General features: G+C 69.3%; 12 protein-coding genes. 5 read left to right on the forward strand and 7 right to left on the reverse strand.

What is annotated here, in order from left to right; genetic code table 11:
• Nucleotides 1–40: 40 nt before the first annotated feature.
• On the forward strand, nucleotides 41–355 hold the full coding sequence (locus FHR66_RS17870; RefSeq protein WP_160969092.1) for a PsiF family protein: 315 nt from the start codon (nucleotides 41–43) through the stop codon (nucleotides 353–355).
• Between the two features lie 235 nt (nucleotides 356–590).
• Here the strand turns inward: FHR66_RS17870 and FHR66_RS17875 are convergent, their stop codons facing one another.
• Together FHR66_RS17875 and FHR66_RS17880 are read right to left on the reverse strand one after the other, a co-directional pair.
• Nucleotides 591–1,676, reverse strand: a complete 1,086-nt coding sequence (locus FHR66_RS17875; RefSeq protein ID WP_160969094.1) for a sterol desaturase family protein — start codon at nucleotides 1,674–1,676, stop codon at nucleotides 591–593.
• Between the two features lie 101 nt (nucleotides 1,677–1,777).
• Nucleotides 1,778–3,016, reverse strand: coding sequence for an MFS transporter (locus FHR66_RS17880; protein WP_160969096.1), 1,239 nt, complete (start codon nucleotides 3,014–3,016; stop codon nucleotides 1,778–1,780).
• A 66-nt stretch (nucleotides 3,017–3,082) separates the two neighbouring features.
• Between FHR66_RS17880 and FHR66_RS17885 the strand changes: the two genes are divergently transcribed.
• Nucleotides 3,083–3,877, forward strand: coding sequence for an AraC family transcriptional regulator (locus tag FHR66_RS17885; RefSeq protein WP_456361777.1), 795 nt, complete (start codon nucleotides 3,083–3,085; stop codon nucleotides 3,875–3,877).
• 135 nt (nucleotides 3,878–4,012) lie between these two features.
• Here FHR66_RS17885 and FHR66_RS17890 read toward each other — a convergent pair whose 3' ends face one another.
• Nucleotides 4,013–4,384, reverse strand: coding sequence for a winged helix-turn-helix transcriptional regulator (locus tag FHR66_RS17890; protein ID WP_167087993.1), 372 nt, complete (start codon nucleotides 4,382–4,384; stop codon nucleotides 4,013–4,015).
• 96 nt (nucleotides 4,385–4,480) lie between these two features.
• Between FHR66_RS17890 and FHR66_RS17895 the strand changes: the two genes are divergently transcribed.
• Nucleotides 4,481–5,230, forward strand: a complete 750-nt coding sequence (locus FHR66_RS17895; protein ID WP_160969100.1) for an SDR family NAD(P)-dependent oxidoreductase — start codon at nucleotides 4,481–4,483, stop codon at nucleotides 5,228–5,230.
• Nucleotides 5,231–5,296: 66 nt separating this feature from the next.
• Here the strand turns inward: FHR66_RS17895 and FHR66_RS17900 are convergent, their stop codons facing one another.
• A complete protein-coding gene (locus tag FHR66_RS17900; RefSeq protein WP_160969102.1) occupies nucleotides 5,297–7,333 on the reverse strand; it encodes an FUSC family protein in 2,037 nt (678 codons plus the stop codon).
• Between the two features lie 47 nt (nucleotides 7,334–7,380).
• Here FHR66_RS17900 and FHR66_RS17905 point away from each other — a divergent pair, with 47 nt between their 5' ends.
• On the forward strand, nucleotides 7,381–8,331 hold the full coding sequence (locus FHR66_RS17905) for a LysR family transcriptional regulator (RefSeq protein WP_237475403.1): 951 nt from the start codon (nucleotides 7,381–7,383) through the stop codon (nucleotides 8,329–8,331).
• A gap of 54 nt (nucleotides 8,332–8,385) precedes the next feature.
• Here FHR66_RS17905 and FHR66_RS17910 read toward each other — a convergent pair whose 3' ends face one another.
• On the reverse strand, nucleotides 8,386–9,672 hold the full coding sequence (locus FHR66_RS17910; protein ID WP_160969104.1) for an O-acetylhomoserine aminocarboxypropyltransferase/cysteine synthase family protein: 1,287 nt from the start codon (nucleotides 9,670–9,672) through the stop codon (nucleotides 8,386–8,388).
• Between the two features lie 181 nt (nucleotides 9,673–9,853).
• Between FHR66_RS17910 and FHR66_RS17915 the strand changes: the two genes are divergently transcribed.
• Nucleotides 9,854–10,603: a hypothetical protein gene (locus FHR66_RS17915; protein ID WP_160969106.1), complete on the forward strand. Its 750-nt coding sequence runs from the start codon at nucleotides 9,854–9,856 to the stop codon at nucleotides 10,601–10,603.
• Between the two features lie 215 nt (nucleotides 10,604–10,818).
• Here FHR66_RS17915 and FHR66_RS17920 read toward each other — a convergent pair whose 3' ends face one another.
• On the reverse strand, nucleotides 10,819–11,478 hold the full coding sequence (locus tag FHR66_RS17920; RefSeq protein ID WP_160969108.1) for an HAD-IA family hydrolase: 660 nt from the start codon (nucleotides 11,476–11,478) through the stop codon (nucleotides 10,819–10,821).
• The gene (clpB, locus tag FHR66_RS17925) at nucleotides 11,478–14,063 is read right to left on the reverse strand and encodes an ATP-dependent chaperone ClpB (protein ID WP_160969132.1); all 2,586 of its coding nucleotides are present in this window, start codon (nucleotides 14,061–14,063) and stop codon (nucleotides 11,478–11,480) included. The genes FHR66_RS17920 and clpB overlap by 1 nt, the downstream gene beginning before the upstream one ends.
• Nucleotides 14,064–14,102 lie beyond the last annotated feature (39 nt).

Below are 14,102 nucleotides of genomic sequence, written 5' to 3' on the forward strand. Positions count from 1 at the left end.
CCGGCGCACCCTGCCGGCACACCCAACCGGAGCTGCCGCCATGACCCGTTGCGCCCGTCTCGCCGCTACCTGTTTGCTGCTGAGCTTCACCGCCGCCCCGCTGCTGGCCACCGCCGCGACCAAGCCGCAGACCGCGCAACAGACCTTGATGGCCAAGTGCTCGGCCCAGAACAAGGGCAAGAAAGGCGATGAGTACAAGAGCGCGCAGAAGGCCTGCCTCAGCGGCGGCACCGCCCCGGCGGCGGGCAACGCCTCCCAGCAACGCATGAAAGACTGCAACGCCCAGGCGGCCACGCAGAAACTGCAGGGCGATGCCCGCAAGACCTTCATGAGCGGCTGCCTCAAGAAGCAATGAGCCCACTAGCCCCTCTCCCATCGGGAGAGGGGTTGGGGTGAGGGTACGGCGCGCAGCGTCTCGCGATGTTTGGGTGCACGAGGCTGCGCCCTTACCCTCATCCGCCCCTGCGGGGCACCTTCTCCCGGAGGGAGAAGGGAAAAGCTGAGCCCCTCTCCCCCCGGGAGAGGGGTTGGGGTGAGGGTACGACAGCCAGCAATGCAGACAACAACCGTGTTGCCAACCGCCACCGCTCCTACGAATCCCGAATTCCCAGTCCCGAATCCCCGCCGCCCACCGGCAACCCCGCATGATCCACCGGGATCGGCGCGTAGTCCTCGCCGAACGCCACCTCGCCCGGCGTCCATCCGGAGCGGCGCCGCACCGCGCCCCAGAAGCGCTTGAGTCCTTCCCACTGCAACGCGACCAGGCCCAGCTCGTTGTCTCGGTCCACCATCGGATCGCCCACTCCGGTCGGCCGCACCGGCTCGCCGTACAGCGAGGTGCCGAACAGCACGTCCCAGAACGCGAACACCTGGCCGAAGTTGCAGTTGTGCAGGCCGGGCCGCTCCGGGTCCACGCGCATGTGGTGCAGGCGATGGAACGGCGGATCGACCAGGAGTTTATTGAGCACCGGGCCGAAGCCGAAACGCACGTTGGCGTGCGAAAGGTTCTGCACCAGTTCGCCGAGCAGCATCAACCAGGCGAACTCGTCGGCCTCGATGCCGAAGGCGATGCCCACCGCAGCAAGCACGAACGACTGCAGCATGCCGTCCAGGTAGTTGCTGCGGTCGTTGGCCCAGCAACTGAGCTGGCGTTGGCTGTGGTGCATGCTGTGCATCGCCCACCACCACGGCATCCAGTGCTGCACCCGGTGCATCCAGTAGTAGGTGAAGTCGTAGGCCAGGTAGTACAGCGCGAACAGCACCAGCGGATGCTGGTCCAGCCACGGCCAGGCATGGCGCAGGCCCGTCTCCGGCGCCGCCGCGGCATTGGGGTCGGCGCCGCCCAGTGCGTTGACCACCGGCGTCAGGATCAGGAACGAGAACAGCGGGAACACCCCGATCAGCATCAGCCAGGTGTAGTGGAAGTCGATGCGCGCCAGGCGCCGGTGTTCCCAGCGCTCGGCCGGCCACAGGCTCTCCAGCGGCCGGAACAGCACGCCGATGATGGACAGCTGCAGGGCCGCCACCAGCAGCGAGGCGGCGATGTCGTGCGGATCGTCGCTGAGCCCGGTCAGGTGCAGCGCCGCCAACAGCGGCGCGACGGCGTGGCTGGCGACCAGGTCGACCAGCGTGGACCAGGCGTGAGCAATGGACGAGACCATGGCGATGACAGGCATGCGAAGACTGCGATGGGGGCGCGACGGCCGGCGCGACAGCATGCTGCCGCTGGCTTTCGCCAAGCTGTCCGTGCCGGCGGAGGCCGATCGCGACCGCCGCGCTACTGCGCCGCAGCGGCGCCCGGGCGCCGGCTCGGCAGAAACGCCGCGACGATGCCCAGCAGCGGCAGGAACGACATCACCTGGTACACGAAGACGATGCCGCGGTGGTCGGCGAGCAGGCCCAGCACCGCCGCGCCCAGCCCGCCCATGCCGAAGGCGAAGCCGAAGAACAGCCCGGAGATGGTGCCGATACGTCCGGGCATCATCTCCTGCGCGTACACCAGGATCGCCGAGAACGCCGAGGACAGCACGAAGCCGATCAGCACGGTCAATACGGTGGCCGCATGCAGGCCCACGTGCGGTAGCACCAGCGCGAACGGCGCCACGCCCAGGATCGACACCCAGATCACCGGCTTGCGGCCGATGCGGTCGCCGACCGGGCCGCCGATCAGCGTGCCCAGCGCCGAGGCCAGCAGGAACGCGAACAGGTGCAACTGCGCGCTCTGCACCGAGAGGCCGAAGCGCTGGATCAGGTAGAACGTGTAGTAGCTGCTCAGCCCGGCGATGTAGAAGTACTTGGAGAAGATCAGCAGCAGCAGGATGCCGACGATCCGCACCACCGTGGCGCGCGGCAGCGCCGGCACCGCGGCGACCGGCCGCGGCGCCGCGCGCGCGGCCTGCAGGTGCAGCGCGTACCAGCGGCCGACGTAGGACAGCAGGGCGATACCGAGCAGCGCCGCGCCGCCGAACCAGGCCACGCTGTGGCGGCCGTTGGGCACGATCACCGCCGCGGCGATCAGCGGCCCCAGCGCGGTACCGGTATTGCCGCCGACCTGGAACACCGACTGGGCCAGGCCGTGGCGGCCGCCCGAGGCCAGCCGCGCGATGCGCGAGGATTCGGGATGGAAGATCGCCGAGCCGATCCCGACCAGGGCCGCCGCCAGCAGCACCATGCCGAAGCTCGGCGCATAGGCCAGCAGCAACAGTCCGCACAGCGTGGAACTCATGCCCATCGGCAGCGAATACGGCGCCGGCCGGCGGTCGGTGCGCAGCCCGATGAGCGGCTGGAACAGCGAGGCGGTGATCTGGTACGTGAGGGTGATCAGGCCGACCTGGGCGAAGCTGAGCTGGAACTGGCCCTTGAGCACCGGATACAGCGCCAGGATCAGCGACTGCATCATGTCGTTGATCAGGTGCGAGGAGGTGATCGCGGCCAGGACGCCGGAGGCGAGCTTGCGCGGGGCGGCGGTGCCAGTAGCTGAGGAAACGACGGGCGCGGCAGGACGCAGAGTGGACATGGCGGGACGGGCATTGCCGGAAGTGCGTGCATGGTAGGCTTCCCTGCCCCGACCTTCTTGCGCGACATGCCCAGCAACCATCGCAAAAAGGGCGCGCTGGTCCCGCGCTCCACCCGCAATGCGGACGACGCGCCGGCCGATGTGGCGTGCAAGGCCGTCGACTACGCACCCGACAGCGCGATCGCCCCGCACCGGCATGCGCGCCATCAGTTGATCTACGCGGCGTCCGGACTGATGGTGGTGCGTTCGGGCCAGGGCCACTGGGTGGTGCCGAGCACGCGGGCCCTGTGGATCCCCGCCGGCACCGAGCACAGCGTGCGCTGGATCGGCAGCTTGCACATGCGCAGCCTGTACATCCGTCCCACCGCCATCGCCGGCATGCCCGACACGCCGGCGGTGATGGCGGTGGAGCCGCTGCTGGAAGCGCTGATCCGCAGCGCCGCAGAGATCCCCTGGGACCATGCCGCCGACTCGCGCGACGGGCGGCTGATGCGGCTGATCCTGGACGAACTGCATGCGCTGCCGGCGCTGCCGCTGTACCTGCCGCAGCCGCGCGATCCGCGCCTGCTGCGCATCGCCGCCGCGCTCGACGCCGACCCGGCCGATGCCACCACCCTGCACGCCTGGGCCGCGGAACTGGGCGTGGACGTCAAGACCATCCAGCGCCTGTGCCAGCGCGAACTGCAGATGCGCTTCGGCCAGTGGCGGCAGCAGCTGCGCCTGCTGCGCGGGCTGGAGCGGCTGGCCGCCGGCGACCGCATCATCGACGTGGCGGTGGAACTGGGCTACGACAGTCCCAGCGCGTTCACCGCCATGTTCAAGCGCCAGTTCGGGCAGCCGCCGAGCCAGTTCTTCCGCTAGCGACGCAGGCATCGCGGCGGCGACGGCGCATCGACAGGGCGACGGCTAGCACCGGGCCAACACGACCGCGCTGTTCGCGCAGCCAGGCGCCTGCGTCGAGACCATGAGCACCGCTGGCGGCCATGCCGCTGGCGATCAGGCGTCAGCTTTGGATTCGGAGACGGCGGACGCGCGACGCTCGCTGATGCGCTCGACCATCTGCATGTGCTGCGTGCCCCACTCGCACAGCCCTACCAGCGCCGCCGCCAGGGACTGCCCGAACGGCGTCAGCGAGTACTCGACCCTGGGCGGGATCTCCTGGAAGTCGATGCGCGCAACGATCAGGTCGCGTTCCAGCTCCTTGAGCTGCTGGATGAGCACCTTGTCGGTCACCCCGCCGATGGCACGCCGCAACTCGCCGTAGCGGTGAACGTTCATCGCCAGGTTGTAGAGAATCAGCGGCTTCCACTTGCCGCTGAGCACGGACAGCGCGGCCTCGAGACCGCAACGGAATGTGGGGTTGGCCATGATCGCTCGCTCCGAAGGCACTTACCAAATGGTGCATACTATTCAAAATAATAGTCAAGATCTACAGTGGCGCCTCCCCATTCTCTGGAGCGCAGCATGAGCAGGCTCAACGGCAAGATTGCAGTGATCACCGGCGGCAACAGCGGCATCGGTCTGGCAAGCGCGATTCGCTTCGCGGCCGAAGGCGCACAGGTCGTCATCGTCGGGCGTCGGCAGGAGGAACTGGACAAGGCGCTGCGCCTGATCGGCGCCGACGCCATCGCCATTCAGGGCGACATTTCGAAGCTGGACGATCTGGACCGCGTCTTCGCCCAGATCCAGGCCGAAAAGGGCCGCATCGATGTGCTGTTCGCCAATGCCGGGCTGGGCGACTTCCTGCCGCTGGGCGCGATCACCGAGGAATCGTTCGACCGCACCTTCGGCATCAACGTCAAGGGCACCCTGTTCACGGTGCAAAAGGCCTTGCCGCTGATGCGCGCCGGCGGTTCGGTGATCCTCACCGGCTCGACCGCCGGCAGCACCGGCACGCCGGCCTTCAGCGTGTACAGCGCCAGCAAGGCCGCGCTGCGCAATTTCGCCAGGACCTGGGCACTGGACCTGAAGGGCACCGGCATCCGTGTCAACGTGCTGTCGCCGGGACCGATCACGACGCCGGGCCTGGACACCGCGCTGTCCGGCACCGGCCAGCAGGACGCGATCCTTGCCGACATGACCGCGCAATTGCCGCTGGGTCGCATCGGCCGTGCAGAGGAAGTGGCGGCCACGGCCCTGTTCCTGGCCTCGGACGAGAGCAGCTTCATGACCGGCAGCGAAGTGTTCGTGGACGGCGGCCTCGCCCAGGTCTAGCGCCAGGCGGCGCCGGAGCAGGCCTGGATCGGCGCAGCCCGGCCTGTCGGTCGAAGCGCGCGCCGATCAGGACTGCAGCGGCGCCGAGGGCATCAGCGGCGCCTGGAGTTGCACGTTTTCCCGGGCGCCGGCCTGGAGATACTCGCGCGCGCAAAGCGCCATGTCCCACAGCAGCATCGCCGTGTGCCAGTGCGCCTGGGCCTGCACGTCCTGGCGGTCGCCGGCCAGCGCCGCATGGTGGCGCGCCGCGCGCGTGGCCTGGTGCGCGACGCCCGACAGGTCGCCGCGCGCGAGCCGGCGCAGCACCGCACGCACGCGGGGCCCCGGCGTGCGATCGGTCCGCGCCAGATCAAGCGCGTCGCTGCCCACGCCCAGCGCGCCGAGCAAGGCAGCCAGGTCGCGCTGCAGCGCCGTCTCCGGCAACGCGGCGGCCAGGCCCAGGCGCGCGCGCATGCGGTCGGCCATCAGGCCGAACCATGCCCGTCGTTTCATGCGCCCTGGATGACGCGCGATCGCCGCGAGATCGGCATCGACCGAACGTCGCAGTCTGCGCACGTACCGCTCGGCCCCACTGGGCAGCAGCACGGTGAACATCAGCACGCCGATGCCGATCCCCAGCAAGAGCGTCAACGCGCCGTTGAACAGTTGCACCACCCCGGTATTGGTGCCATTGAGCGGCCCCACCAGATCGAGGAAGAAGATCGAGCCACTGGCGCCCAGCGCGGCGGTCGACGGCCGCCGCATCGCCACACCGGCCAGGATCAGGAAAGGCGCCAGCACCACCGCCAGTCCGGCGAAATCCTCCACCCACGGCAGCAGCCAGACGATGCACACGAAGGCCGCCAGCGCCGCCAGCCCGGCACCCTTGAGGAAGCCGAGACTGCCGAACACCGGATCGGGTCGGGTCGCATACAGCGCGCACACCACGCCGACGATGGTCACCATGCCCGAACCCGCACTCCAGCCGCTGTAGACCCATAACAACGATGCCGCTCCCACTGCCAGGAAGGGGCGCCATCCGTTGTACACCGCCTCGTGCAGGTCCCGATGGCGGCGCGTGGCGAAACGGCGGCGCGACGGCTGGCCCTGTTCGAACGCCGCCTGTTCGCGCTGGCTGGCCTGCATGTCGCGCACGATGTTGCGCGCGTGTTCCAGCGCGAAGGCGCGGTCGAAGGCCTCGCGCCGATGCGCGCACAGCCGGCGCAGGCGGCGATGGCGCCGGTCGAGCAACCCCAGCGCGGCGGCCAGTTCTTCCTGGCCGGGCAACCGGCCCTCGGCACGCTGGACCAAGACGTCGTGCACGCCGCGCAACGCACGCGAAGGCGCGCGTCCATCCAGGCCGATCCGGCACGATTGCGCCGCCAACAGTTGCGCCAGCATCAGGTAACTGATGTGGCGCAGGCGCCCGCCCAGCCGCGCGATCTCGCGCGAGCGCGCGGCGGCATAGTCGACCGCATCGTTGAGCGCCAACGCGCTGGCGAAGAAGTCGTGGATCTGCGTGCCTGTCGCCTCGCCGCGCAGCAGGCGCGCGGCCAGCGCACTGCCCTGGCGCAGGTACGCCTCCAGCCGCGACTCCAGTGCCGGGCGCGGCGACGCTGGCGAGAAGACCGACGCCATCGCCCCTTCGACCACGATGCCGAGCAGGATCTCGGTGGCGCGCGCCACGGCGATGTCGAACACCTGCTGCGGATGGGGGGTGGAGGACATGCCCACGATCATCGCCGTGTAGCCGGCCAGCACCACGCCATAGCTGCGGAAGGGCGATACCAGGTTGGCCATGCCGGTGCACGCGCCCAGCCACAGCGCCAGCGCGATCATGAACAAGGGGGGCGCCTGGCCGAACAGGCCCATCAAGACCACCGCCACGCTGGCACCCGCCAGCGTGCCGACGATGCGGTTGCGCGCCTTGACCACGCTCATGCCGCGGTCGGCCTGGGCCACGATGAAGACCGTCATCGCCGCCCACTTGGGGTCTTCCATCGAACACAGCAGCGCGATGGCCAGCGCCAGCAGCGCGGCGGCCGTGGTCCGCAGCGCGAACCACAACGCGGGCGAAGGACGGAGACGGACCATCGACACCGGGTCGAAGCAGGGCAGGCGCATGGCCGTCATCGTAGAAGCAGACGACCTGCAGGATAATGGCGCCAGAGATGGATAGACTCTTGCCAGAAACGGGAGAAACCAGGCGCGCCGCCAGCGTGGACTTCGACAGCGTGCGGCTGTTCCTGCGCGTGGTCGAACAAGGCAGCCTGACCGCCGCCGCGCGCCAGGCGCGCGTGCCGCTGACCAGCGTCAGCCGTCGCATCAAGGCGCTGGAACAGGCATTGGGCGTGCAACTCCTCCACCGCACCACCCGTCGGCTGGCGGTGTCCGAGGCCGGGCGCGCCTTCTATGCCCGCTGCGTGGAGGCCGAGCAGACCCTGCAGGATGCCGTGCAGGCCGCGCGCGACCTGCGCGCTCAGGCGCGCGGCACCCTGCGCGTGCTTGCCCCCTATGCGCTGGGCCTGCTGGTGCTGGAACCGCAACTGGCGCGCTTCCGCCAGCGCCACCCAGGCGTGCAACTGGCGCTGACCTACGACGATCAGCCGCTGGACCTGCTCAGCCATGGCCTGGACGTTGCCGTCCATGTCGGGCCACCGGCCCACGCCAGCTACGTGGCGCGGCCGTTGGGCGCCTCGCGCGGGATCCTGGTGAGCAGCCCCGAGTATCTGGCCCGCGCCGGCACGCCCACCCACCCCAGGGAGCTGCTCGGCCACGCCGTGCTCGCGGTGGGCGCGGATGCGCCGCTGGTCCTCTGGGCATTGCGGCACAGCGCTGGCGAATCGATCGAGCTGACCCTGCGGCCGGTGCTGATTTCAAACGAATCGACCACGGTGATCCGCCAGGTCGTCCAAGGGGCCGGCATTGCCCTGCTCTCCCAGCCGCTGGTGCAGTCGCGGCTGGACCAAGGCCAGCTGGTGCGACTGCTTCCCGGCTGGCAACGCTGGCCGGATCTGGAGATCACCGCGCTGTATCCGCGTCGCGCCACCCAGGAACGCAAGGTCCGCGCCTTCGTCGACTTCCTGCTGGAGATCTTCGCCGATTGGCGCGTGTCCGACTGACATCACCGGAAGCAGTTTCGCAGACGCCGCCATCGCGGTGATGCGGCCTCGCACTCAGGCCTGCGCCAGCGCCTGCTGCAGGTCGGCGCGCAGGTCGTCGATGTGCTCGATGCCCACCGACAGGCGCACCGTGTCCTCGCTGACGCCGCTGCGCTGCAGTTCCTCGGGCGAGAGCTGGCGATGCGTGGTGGACGCCGGATGCGTGGCCAGCGACTTGGCGTCGCCGATGTTGACCAGGCGGGTGAACAACTGCAGCGCGTCGAGGAAGCGCGCGCCGGCGGCACGGCCGCCGCGCAGGCCGAAGGTGAGCACGCCGGAGCCGTGCCCACGCAGGTACTTCTGCGCCAGCGCGTGTTCGGGATGGTCGGGCAGGCCGACATAGTTGACCCACTCCACCTTGGCTTCGCCCTGCAACTGCCGCGCCAGCGCCAGCGTGTTCTGGTTGATCCGGTCCATGCGCAGCGGCAGCGTCTCGATGCCCTGCAGGAGTTGGAAGGCATTGAACGGCGACAGCGCCGCGCCGGTGTTGCGCAGCGGCACCACCCGCGCGCGGCCGATGTAGGCGGCCTCGCCCAGCGCCTCGGTGTAGACCACGCCGTGGTAGCTCACGTCCGGCTCGTTGAGGCGACGGAAGCGCTGCGCATGCGCCGCCCACGGGAAGCGCCCGGAATCGACGATCGCCCCGCCCAGGCTGGTGCCGTGGCCGCCCAGATACTTGGTCAGCGAATGCACCACGATGTCGGCACCGAAGTCGAACGGCCGCAGCAGGTACGGCGTGGGCACGGTGTTGTCGACGATCAGCGGCACGCCGTGCGCGTGGGCGATGGCGGCGACCGCTTCCAGATCGGTGACATTGCCGCGCGGGTTGCCGATCGACTCGACGAAGATCGCCTTGGTACGGTCGTCGATCAGCCCGGCGAACGCACCGGGATCGCGGTAGTCGGCGAAGCGGGTCTGGATTCCGGACAGCGGCAGCGTATGCGCGAACAGGTTGTAGGTGCCGCCGTACAGCGCGCTGGAGGAGACGATGTTGTCGCCGGCCTCGGCGATGGTCTGGATGGCGTAGGTCACCGCCGCCTGCCCGGAGGCCACCGCCAGCGCACCGATACCGCCTTCCAGCGCGGCGATGCGCTGCTCCAGCACGTCGGTGGTGGGGTTCATGATGCGGCTGTAGATGTTGCCCTGCACCTTCAGGTCGAACAGGTCGGCGCCGTGCTGGGTGTCGTCGAAGGCATAGGCCACGGTCTGGTAGATCGGCACCGCCACCGCGCGGGTGGTCGGATCGGGACGGTAGCCGCCGTGCACGGCGATGGTTTCCAGCTTCCAGTTCGGGTCGGACATGGGCAGGTCTCGGCAACGGGAGCGCAGACGATAGCGCCGCGCGCGGCGGCGAATGCAAACCTGCGGTTATGAGGCCATGCCGTGGGGTTGTCAGCGCTCACGGGCTGTGCGGTTGGTCAGCCGCAACGCGACGGTGCCGGCGCGGCCTATGATGGACCACTTTTCCTGCGGGACATTTGCGATGAAAGACGCCATCCGCTGCCTGCTCTGGCTGGGTTTCGTGGCGTTGCCCGCGACTGCGGCGGCCGCGCCGCCGGCCTACGCGATGGAACCCTGGAGCCAGCCCGGCATCTGCCAGGCGCAGCACCAGCGCCGGCTTGACGCTGCGGCGCACGCCGACAACGTCTCCACGCAGGTCTTGATGCACCGCTTTCTCGACGTGCTCGACGCGGTGGTTGGCGGCGACACGACGGCGCTGAAGCTGGCCCATCTGTGCGATCGGCTCAATGTCGATCTGGTTGCCGGCGTGCTGCCGCCGTCGCGCCCCGAGCCGTGGAATCCCGAACCACCGCCGCCAGTCGGCTACGTCTTCACCGCGTATGCCGAGGCCGCCGGCACGGCGTTTCGGCAACGGATCGAAGCCACGTATACGCCGGAGCAGGCGTTGCTCTCGCTCTCCATCAGTTCGCCAGAGGACGCGCCCGTGGCCTCGGGGAGCGAGCTCGGCTTCCGCTATCGCGACATGCGCGATGCCTGCCCATTGCGCCTGGGACAACTGGCGGACAGGCTCGCAGCCGCCGGATTCTCCAAGGAGTACTACGCGCTGGAGCCGCCCGCGCCGGACGCTGCCGACTCCGATTTCGGGGTCAGCGCCAGTTTCCGCCGCGACGCCCTTGCCGTCGGCGCCGTGCTGCAGGGGCCGTTCGTCGACCAGCGCGCCCACCCGGAGGCGGCCTGCGTCGCGGAGATCACGCTGTCCCTCGCGAAATAGGCGCACACGCCGGCACCTGACGAGACACGAACGCCAGCGCCGGATACGGCCGAGACGGTCTTGCGCGGCAGCAAAGGCGGGCCGCCGCCGGCCGGGTCCACCCGGCTCGCTGTCAGCGTCGACAACGCCACGCGGGTCCAGAGAATCGACGTTGCGGCGCCGAACCCCACGCCGGCGGGTGCGGGAAGATGCGTCGCTGCCGTGGCCGAGCGGGTTCAATCGTTGCCGAGCGCACCCTGCGCGAGCAACCAGGCCCGCAATGCCGCGGCGTCCACGTAGCGCTCGGCGCGCAGGCCCAAGGCGCGCGCGGCCTCGATATTGGCAGCGGTGTCATCGACGAACAGCACCTCGTCCGCGCCCATCCCGAGCTGCGCCAGCGCATGCAGGAAGATCGCCGGCTCCGGTTTGATGGCGCCGACCTCGCTCGAATTCACCACCGCATCGAATGCATCGGCGATGCCGAGTGCGTCCAGATCGCGCGGCAGCCGCGAAGTGGCGTTGCTCAGCAGCACAACCGGCATGCGCTGCCGCACGTCCCGCAGCAGCGCCAGCACGGGCTGATTGAGGCGGGCCGCCGTCGGCGCGGACCATGCGGCGACCAGCGCGGGGGCGTCCGCCTCGGGCGCCAGCGCAGCGATGCGCGCGGCCACTTCGGCGAGCCATTGCGCGTCGCTTGTGGTCCCGCGGATCGCCGGCTCCAGCAGCGCCGGCGCGAACGCCACCGCGCGCAGGCTGCCTGGCAGCACGCCGTGCGCGCGCTCCAATGCTGCGTCGTTGTCGGGCCACAGCCGCAGCACGCCGTCCATGTCCACCAGCAGCGCGCGCGCCGCAGACGCGGCGGAACGCGCCTGCGGCGCCTGCCCGACGGGGCCCATCAGGCCTTCTCGAACACCAGGCGGCCGCCCTCGGCCTCGACCTTGATGGTGTCGCCGCTGAGGAACTGGCCGGACAGGATCTGCTGCGCCAGCGGATTCTCCAACTGCGCCTGGATCGCGCGCTTCAGCGGGCGCGCACCGTACACCGGATCGAAGCCGACGTTGCCGAGCAACTCCAGCGCACGCTCGCCCAGCTCGATCTTCAACCCGCGCTCGGCCAGGCGCTTCTCCAGGCCGTGCAACTGGATGCGCGCGATCGACTTGATTTGCGCCTTGTCCAGCGGATGGAACACCACGATGTCGTCCAGGCGGTTGATGAACTCCGGGCGGAAATGCGCCTGCACCACACCCATCACCGCCGCCTTCATCTGCGTGTAGGCCTCGGCGCTGCCGTCGCCGCTCAGCTCCTGGATCTGGTGCGAGCCCAGGTTGGAGGTCATCACGATGACGGTGTTGCGGAAGTCCACGGTGCGGCCCTGGCCGTCGGTGAGGCGACCATCGTCGAGCACCTGCAACAGGATGTTGAACACGTCGCTGTGCGCCTTCTCGACCTCGTCGAGCAGGATCAGCGAATACGGCCGGCGCCGCACCGCCTCGGTGAGGTAACCACCTTCTTCATAGCCGACGTAGCCCGGAGGCGCGCCGATCAGCCGCGCCACCGAGTGCTTCTCCATGAACTCGCTCATGTCGATGCGGATCATCGCGTCGCTGCTGTCGAACAGGAACTCGGCCAGCGCCTTGCACAGCTCGGTCTTGCCGACGCCGGTGGGACCCAGGAACAGGAACGAGCCGCTGGGCCGGTTCGGATCGGACAGGCCGGCACGCGAGCGGCGCACCGCGTCGGACACCACCTTGATCGCCTCTTCCTGGCCGACCACGCGCTGATGCAGTTCGTCTTCCATGCGCAGCAGCTTGTCGCGCTCGCCCTCGAGCATCTTGTTGACCGGGATACCGGTCCAGCGCGACACCACCTCGGCGATCTCCTCGGCGGTGACGCGGTCCTGCACCAGCTTGAAGTCGTGCTGCTCGGCCTCGTTGGCCGCGGCCAGCTGCTTCTCCAGGTTCGGCAGCAGGCCGTACTGGATCTCGCTCATCTTGGCGTAGTCCTGGCGCCGCTGCGCCGCCTCCAGTTCCACGCGCGCCTGCTCGATCTGCTCCTTGATCTTGGTCGCGCCCTGCAGCGCGGCCTTCTCCGACTTCCACACCTCGTCCAGGTCGGAGAACTCGCGCTCGAGCTTGTCGATGTCGCTTTCCAGGTCGGCCAGGCGCTGCCGCGAGGCGTCGTCCTTCTCCTTCTTCAGCATCTCGCGCTGGATCTTGAGCTGGATCAGGCGCCGCTCCAGGCGGTCCAGTTCCTCCGGCTTGGAGTCGATCTCCATGCGGATGCGGCTGGCCGCCTCGTCCATCAGGTCGATGGCCTTGTCCGGCAGTTGGCGGTCGGTGATGTAGCGGTTGGACAGGGTGGCCGCGGCGACGATCGCCGGGTCGGTGATCTCCACGCCGTGGTGCACCGCGTAGCGCTCCTTGAGCCCGCGCAGGATGGCGATGGTGTCCTCCACCGACGGCTCGCCGACGAACACTTTCTGGAAGCGCCGCTCCAGCGCCGCGTCCTTCTCGATGTACTTGCGGTACTCGTCCAGGGTGGTGGCGCCGATGCAGTGCAGCTCGCCGCGCGCCAGCGCCGGCTTGAGCATATTGCCCGCGTCCATGGCGCCATCGGCCTTGCCGGCGCCGACCATGGTGTGCAGCTCGTCGATGAACAGAATGATCTGGCCTTCGTTCTTGGACAGGTCGTTGAGCACGCCCTTGAGCCGTTCCTCGAACTCGCCGCGGAACTTGGCGCCGGCGATCAGCGCGCCCATGTCCAGCGACAGCACGCGCTTGCCGCGCAGGCCTTCCGGCACCTCGCCGTTGACGATGCGCTGCGCCAGGCCCTCGACGATCGCAGTCTTGCCGACGCCGGGCTCGCCGATCAGCACCGGATTGTTCTTGGTGCGCCGCTGCAGCACCTGGATGGTGCGGCGGATTTCCTCGTCGCGGCCGATCACCGGATCGAGCTTGCCGCTCTCGGCGCGCGCGGTGAGGTCGATGGTGTACTTCTCCAGCGCCTGGCGCTGTTCCTCGGCGTTCTCCGACTGCACGGTCTCGCCGCCGCGCAGCTTGTCGATGGCGGCCTCGAGCTTCTTCTTGTCGGCGCCGGCGGCGCGCAGCGCCAGGCCCAGCGCACCGCTGTCGTCGGCGGCGGCCAGCACGAACCACTCGCTGGCGATGAACTGGTCGTTGTGCTGCTGCGCCAGCTTGTCGGTCTGGTTGAGCAGGCGGCTGAGGTCGTTGCCCATCGACAGGTTGCCGGGCTGGCCGCTGACCTTGGGCAATTTCTCCAGCGCCTCGCCGAGCCGCTCGCGCAGCACCGGCACGTTGACGCCGGCCTGCGCCAGCAACGGCCGGGTGCTGCCGCCGGCCTGGTCGAGCAGCGCCACGAACACGTGCACCGGCTCGATGATGGTGTGATCGCGGCCCACGGCCAGCGACTGCGCGTCGGCCAGGGCCTGCTGGAAGCGCGAGGTGAGCTTGTCCATCCGCATCGGGAAGTCCTCTGTCATGAAGGGCCGGCCGTGCCGGCA

It is taken from the genome of Xanthomonas sp. F4, from assembly GCF_011761895.1.

Coding starts and splice junctions, on each gene's coding strand:
- FHR66_RS17880 (WP_160969096.1), bottom strand. CDS start 3,016: ATGTCCACTCTGCGTCCTGCCGCGCCCGTCGTTTCCTCAGCTACTGGC.
- FHR66_RS17915 (WP_160969106.1), top strand. CDS start 9,854: ATGAAAGACGCCATCCGCTGCCTGCTCTGGCTGGGTTTCGTGGCGTTG.
- FHR66_RS17895 (WP_160969100.1), top strand. CDS start 4,481: ATGAGCAGGCTCAACGGCAAGATTGCAGTGATCACCGGCGGCAACAGC.
- FHR66_RS17875 (WP_160969094.1), bottom strand. CDS start 1,676: ATGCCTGTCATCGCCATGGTCTCGTCCATTGCTCACGCCTGGTCCACG.
- FHR66_RS17900 (WP_160969102.1), bottom strand. CDS start 7,333: ATGCGCCTGCCCTGCTTCGACCCGGTGTCGATGGTCCGTCTCCGTCCT.
- clpB (WP_160969132.1), bottom strand. CDS start 14,063: ATGCGGATGGACAAGCTCACCTCGCGCTTCCAGCAGGCCCTGGCCGAC.
- FHR66_RS17905 (WP_237475403.1), top strand. CDS start 7,381: ATGGATAGACTCTTGCCAGAAACGGGAGAAACCAGGCGCGCCGCCAGC.
- FHR66_RS17890 (WP_167087993.1), bottom strand. CDS start 4,384: ATGGCCAACCCCACATTCCGTTGCGGTCTCGAGGCCGCGCTGTCCGTG.
- FHR66_RS17920 (WP_160969108.1), bottom strand. CDS start 11,478: ATGGGCCCCGTCGGGCAGGCGCCGCAGGCGCGTTCCGCCGCGTCTGCG.
- FHR66_RS17910 (WP_160969104.1), bottom strand. CDS start 9,672: ATGTCCGACCCGAACTGGAAGCTGGAAACCATCGCCGTGCACGGCGGC.
- FHR66_RS17885 (WP_456361777.1), top strand. CDS start 3,083: ATGCCCAGCAACCATCGCAAAAAGGGCGCGCTGGTCCCGCGCTCCACC.
- FHR66_RS17870 (WP_160969092.1), top strand. CDS start 41: ATGACCCGTTGCGCCCGTCTCGCCGCTACCTGTTTGCTGCTGAGCTTC.